The organism is Salipiger sp. HF18, assembly GCF_011806505.1.
In the GTDB taxonomy this organism is placed as follows: Bacteria; Pseudomonadota; Alphaproteobacteria; order Rhodobacterales; family Rhodobacteraceae; genus Salipiger; species Salipiger thiooxidans.
The window spans coordinates 1-5,261 of sequence record NZ_JAATOS010000288.1 but is presented as its reverse complement, the minus strand read 5'-3'; the positions used below and the strand labels follow the sequence as shown (position 1 = coordinate 5,261).

General features: G+C 69.5%; 6 protein-coding genes. 5 read left to right on the top strand and 1 reads right to left on the bottom strand.

Annotation, left to right across the window (positions count from 1 at the left end; genetic code table 11):
* Positions 1-178 precede the first annotated feature (178 nt).
* On the bottom strand, positions 179-1,129 hold the full coding sequence (locus tag HC022_RS18645; RefSeq protein ID WP_167453422.1) for a pseudouridine synthase: 951 nt from the start codon (positions 1,127-1,129) through the stop codon (positions 179-181).
* Between the two features lie 77 nt (positions 1,130-1,206).
* Here HC022_RS18645 and HC022_RS18640 point away from each other — a divergent pair, with 77 nt between their 5' ends.
* From HC022_RS18640 to HC022_RS18620, 5 genes are all read left to right on the top strand, one after another.
* Positions 1,207-1,656: a nucleoside deaminase gene (locus HC022_RS18640; protein WP_167453421.1), complete on the top strand. Its 450-nt coding sequence runs from the start codon at positions 1,207-1,209 to the stop codon at positions 1,654-1,656.
* A gap of 1 nt (position 1,657) precedes the next feature.
* Positions 1,658-2,197, top strand: a complete 540-nt coding sequence (locus HC022_RS18635; RefSeq protein ID WP_089958786.1) for a pseudouridine synthase — start codon at positions 1,658-1,660, stop codon at positions 2,195-2,197.
* Between the two features lie 251 nt (positions 2,198-2,448).
* Positions 2,449-3,351, top strand: coding sequence for a DMT family transporter (locus HC022_RS18630; protein ID WP_167453420.1), 903 nt, complete (start codon positions 2,449-2,451; stop codon positions 3,349-3,351).
* 135 nt (positions 3,352-3,486) lie between these two features.
* Positions 3,487-4,275: an exodeoxyribonuclease III gene (locus HC022_RS18625; protein WP_008883209.1), complete on the top strand. Its 789-nt coding sequence runs from the start codon at positions 3,487-3,489 to the stop codon at positions 4,273-4,275.
* Positions 4,276-4,420: 145 nt separating this feature from the next.
* On the top strand, positions 4,421-5,261 hold an 841-nt coding region (locus HC022_RS18620), incomplete at its 3' end, for a phospholipase D-like domain-containing protein (RefSeq protein ID WP_175583641.1).

Below are 5,261 nucleotides of genomic sequence, written 5' to 3'. Positions count from 1 at the left end.
TTCGAACGTGTCATGCGCGACCGTGCGCAGGTTCCCGAGAACCAGCAGCGTTGTCACCAGGAGAATCACAAAGGCCAGGATCGTCGTCATCATGAAACCTGAGATGACGGTGAAACCGGGCGAAAAAGCGGCATATCGCGGGAAAATCCACGATTATTTCACGAAGGTTAACAGGGGGTTATCGCCTTTTTGGCGATTCCTTGGCGCCGTCCGGCGCCGGCTTGCGGCGGCGCGTCGGCTGCGGGCGGTTGGATTTCGCGCCCTCGAGCCCCAGCTGGTCGCGCACGACCCTGCTGCGCACTTCCTGCACCTCGCCGTGCTTGAGCTGGCCAAGCTGGAAGGGCCCGTAGGAGACACGGATCAGCCGGTTCACCGTGAGCCCGATGTCGGTCATGGCGCGGCGGATCTCGCGGTTCTTGCCCTCGCGCAGGCCGATGGTGAGCCAGGCGTTGGCGCCCTGCTGGCGGTCGAGCGTGACCTCCATCGGCTGGAAGGCCTGCCCGTCGACGACGATGCCGGCGCGCAGGGGGGCCAGCATATCGTCGCTGGGTTTGCCGTTCACCCGCACCCGGTACTTGCGCAGCCAGCCCGTCGAGGGCAGCTCGAGCCTGCGCTTGATGCCGCCGTCGTTGGTGAGCAGCAGCAGCCCCTCGGAATTGAGGTCGAGCCGGCCAACGCTCATCACCCGGGGGAGTTCCTCGGGGAGGTCGTCGTAGATCGTCGGGCGGCCCTGCTCGTCCTTGGTGGTGGTCACCAGCCCGGCGGGCTTGTGGTAGAGCCAGATGCGCGGATCCTGGGGGGCGTCGACGGGCTTGCCGTCGACGGTGACCTTGTCCTTGTCGGTCACGTTGAGCGCGGCGCGGGTGATGATCTCGCCGTTGACCGCCACGCGGCCCATCTCGATCATCTTCTCCGCCTCGCGACGGCTGGCGACGCCGGCGCGGGCAAGCACCTTGGCGATGCGGTCGCCGGCAGGCGTACCGGCGGGCGCGCCCGATGGCGCCCCCGACGGGGTGCCGGGCTTGGCACCGGCTTTTGCTCCGGGCTTGGCGCCGGTCTTCGGTCCCGACTTGGGACCGGCGGCAGGAGAGGGGCGTGCCGGGCTGCGGCGGGCGGGCGGTTTTGTCATGCGCCTGCCATACAGCAGGACCGCGCCCGGGGGAAGCGCCTCGCCAAAGCCGCGGCGACCGGATATGAGCCTGCCCCATGAGCTTTCGCAGTCACATGGCACAGGCGCTGACCGAGGCGCGGGCCGCCGCCGCGCGCGGCGAGGTGCCCGTGGGGGCCGTCGTGGTCGCCCCCGACGGCCGCGTCGTGGCGGCGGCGGGCAACCGCACGCGCGAGCTCAACGATCCCACCGCCCATGCCGAGATCCTCGCCCTGCGCGCCGCCTGCGCCGATGCGGGCTCCGAGCGCCTGCCGGGGCACGATCTCTACGTCACGCTCGAGCCCTGTCCGATGTGCGCCGCGGCGATCTCCTTCGCCCGCGTCGCCCGGCTCTACTACGGTGCCGCCGACCCCAAGTCCGGCGGTGTCGCGCAGGGCGCGCGGGTCTACGCGCACCCGCAGTGCCACCACGTGCCCGAGGTCTACGATGGCATCGCCGCGGCGGAGTCCGAGATCCTCCTGCGCGGTTTCTTCGCGGAGCGCCGCTGACATGCTGATCCTGCTCAACAAGCCCTACGGGGTGCTGTCGCAATTCACCGACAAGGGCAATGCCGACAGCCCCCGGGCAACGCTCTCGGATTATGTCGAGGTGCCGCGGGTGTATCCCGCGGGGCGGCTCGACCGGGACAGCGAGGGGCTGCTGCTGCTCACCGACGACGGTGCGCTGCAGGCCCGCATCGCGCATCCGAAGTTCCGCAAGCCCAAGACCTACCTCGTGCAGGTCGAGGGCGACCCGACCGACGACCAGCTCGCGCAGCTGCGCCGCGGCGTCACCCTCAACGACGGCCCGACCCGACCCGCCACGGTGCGCCGCCTGCCGCCGCCCGATCTCTGGCCGCGGGTGCCGCCGGTCAGATTCCGCAAGTCGGTGCCCGATGCCTGGCTCGAACTCACCATCACCGAGGGCCGCAACCGGCAGGTGCGCCGGATGACCGCCCATGTCGGCCTGCCCTGCCTGCGGCTGGTGCGCTGGTCGATCGGCGACTGGTCGGTGGCAGGGCTCGCGCCGGGCGAATGGCGGGCGCTCTGATCCCGGCCTCCGCGCCGGCGACACCGGCAGGAGCCTCCGGCGGGGATATTTGAAGCCAGAGGAAACACGCGGCGCGGCGCTCCCGGTTTCCATTGGCCAGAAATATCCCGGGGGAGTCTCCGCAGGAGACGGGGGCAGCGCCCCCATCCGACCGCGACGCAGGTACGGAGTTCGAGCGCGCGCGCATCCTATCCCCTTGCGTTGCCAAGCGATCTGGTCATTCGCCGCAAAGCCCGTCATAGCTTGCGCCCATGGACCTCTGGATCGCCGTCACCCTCTCTGCCGCCTTCTTTCAGACCCTGCGCTTCATGCTCCACAAGGTGCTGAGCATGGGGGCGCTGACGTCGACCGGCTCGACCTTCGCGCGCTTCGCCTATGCGCTGCCGCCGGCGCTACTGTTCACCGGGATCTACCTCTGGTCCACGGGGCAGGGCTGGCCGCAACTCGACTGGGCGTTCTGGATTTACGCCTGGATCGGCGCGCTGGGGCAGATCCTCGCCACCATCTGCGTCGTGGCGATCTTCCGGCAGCGCAATTTCGCGGTGGGCATCACCTTCAAGAAGACCGAGGTCATCCAGACCGCGATTCTCGGCGCCGTCGTGCTGGGCGAGGTGATCTCGCCCGCCGGCTGGGCGGCGATCCTGATCGGGCTCGTGGGCGTGCTGCTGCTGTCCGACACGCCCGGTCTCTCGGGCGGCCTGATGCGGCGGGTGGCGAACCCCTCGGTGGCGCTGGGCCTCGCCTCGGGCTTCTTCTTCGCCTTCTCGGCGGTGGGCTATCGCGCCGCCTCGCTCGAGATCGCCGGCGACGACCCGGTGCTGCGCGCCTCGGTGACCTATGTCTGCGTCGTCGTGAGCCAGGTCATCGCCATGTCGCTCTGGCTGCGCGTGGCCGAGCCCGGCCAGATCGCGGCGGTCTGGAACGCGCGGAAGGTCGCGGTGTGGCTCGGGCTGACCTCGATGGCGGGCAGCCTCTCGTGGTTCATCGCCTTCACCCTGCAGACCGCGGCCTACGTGCAGGCGCTGGGGCAGGTGGAGCTGCTGTTCTCGCTCATGGCCTCGGTGCTGTTCTTCAAGGAGAGCGTCAGTCGGCGCGAGCTGGGAGGCATCGGTTTCCTCGGGCTCTCGATCCTCGTCCTCGTGCTGGTGCTCTGAGCCCCGGTACCCGGAGGCCACGGGCGGGGTTGCGCCCGGCCCCGCCCGGTGCGACGTTCCCCGCGCCCATGCCCACCCGGCCCATGCCCACCCGGCACGTGACCGCCCAACCCGTGACCGCCTCAGGAGACCGCAATGTCCTTCACCCTCGCCACCTGGAACATCAATTCCGTCCGCCTGCGCGAGGCGCTGGTCTGCCAGCTCCTGACCGAGGAGGCGCCGGACGTGCTTTGTCTGCAGGAGTGCAAGAGCCCGGTCGAGAAAATCCCGCTCGAGGCGTTCCGGGCGCTGGGCTACGGCCATATCGTGGCGCGGGGCCAGAAGGGCTACAACGGCGTGGCGATCCTGTCGAAGCTGCCGATCCGGGACGTGGGCGACCGCGATTTCGCGCAGCTGGGCCACGCCCGCCACGTCGCGGCCGAGCTCGAGAACGGCGTGACCGTGCACAATTTCTACGTCCCCGCCGGTGGCGACATCCCCGACCGCGAGCTCAACGAGAAGTTCGGGCAGAAGCTCGATTACCTCGCCGAGATGCGCGACTGGTTCCGGGCCGAGCGTTTCGGCAAGTCGATCCTCGTGGGCGATCTCAACATCGCCCCGCGCGAGGATGACGTCTGGTCCCACAAGGCGTTGCTGAAGGTGGTCTCGCACACGCCGGTCGAGGTCGCGGCGCTGGCCGAGACGCAGGAGGCGGGCAACTGGGTCGACATCACCCGCAAGGACATCCCCGAGGGCCAGCTCTATTCGTGGTGGTCCTACCGGGCGCGGGACTGGGACACGGCCGACAAGGGCCGCCGTCTCGACCACGTCTGGGCGACGCCTGACATCGCGGGTGCCGGCCATTCGAGCCGCATCCTGCGCGCCGCTCGCGGCTGGGAAAAGCCCTCGGACCATGCGCCGGTGCTGGCGACCTTCGACCTCTGAACGGCGCTGCCGGGGTGCGCGCCACGCCGGACGACGTGCCGGTGACCAGGGTGGCGGGCAGGGGGTGCGACGGGCGGGCCGGAAACCTCGCCGGGGAACTCTTCGCCCCTGTCAGGGTTAAGAAATTCCCTGTAGAAGTGATCCCATGATCGTCAGCGACCTGCGTATCCTGATCTCCGTCATCTTCGCCGTCCTGCTGCCCCTTGCCGTGGGGCTGGCCATCTGGCGGGTGCTCAGCCATGCACGCACGCCGCAGGGCACCGTGGCCTGGGTGGTGTTCCTGCTTGCGGCGCCATGGTTCGCGCTGCCCTCCTACCTGATTTTCGGGCACCACAAGCTGCACGGCTACACCCGGCACCGCAAGGTCAGCCACGCGCTGATCCGCAAGCTCGGCGCCTATGCGCGCTCGGTGGCGCCGCGGCAGCGCAAGCCGGCGTTCCGCGCCTTCGAGACGCTGGCCGAGATGCCGGTCGCCGGGGGCAACGCGCTGAACCTGCTGGTCGACGGCGACGACACCTTCGCGGCGATCTTCGCAGAGATCGACAAGGCGCAGCGCTACGTGCTGGTGCAGTACTACATCATTGACGACGACGACACCGGACGGACCTTCGCCGACCACCTCATCGCCGCCGCCGCGCGCGGTGTCGAGGTGCGGATGATCTTCGACGGCGTCGGCTGCTACGGGCTGCCCGCGTCCTACCGCGAGCGACTGGTCGCCGCCGGGGTGAAGGTGCTGAACCCGCGCGACGTGCGCGGCCCGACCTCGCGGCTTCAGATCAACTTCCGCAACCACCGCAAGACGGTGATCGTGGACGGCGAGACCGCGTTCATGGGCGGGCTCAACATGTCCGACACCTACCGCGGGCTGAACCCCGCCTTCGGGCAATGGCGCGACACACACCTGAAGCTCGCCGGGCCCGCCGTGGCGCAGTTGCAGCTTACCTACGTCGAGGACTGGCACTGGGCGACCGACGAGGCGCTCGGTA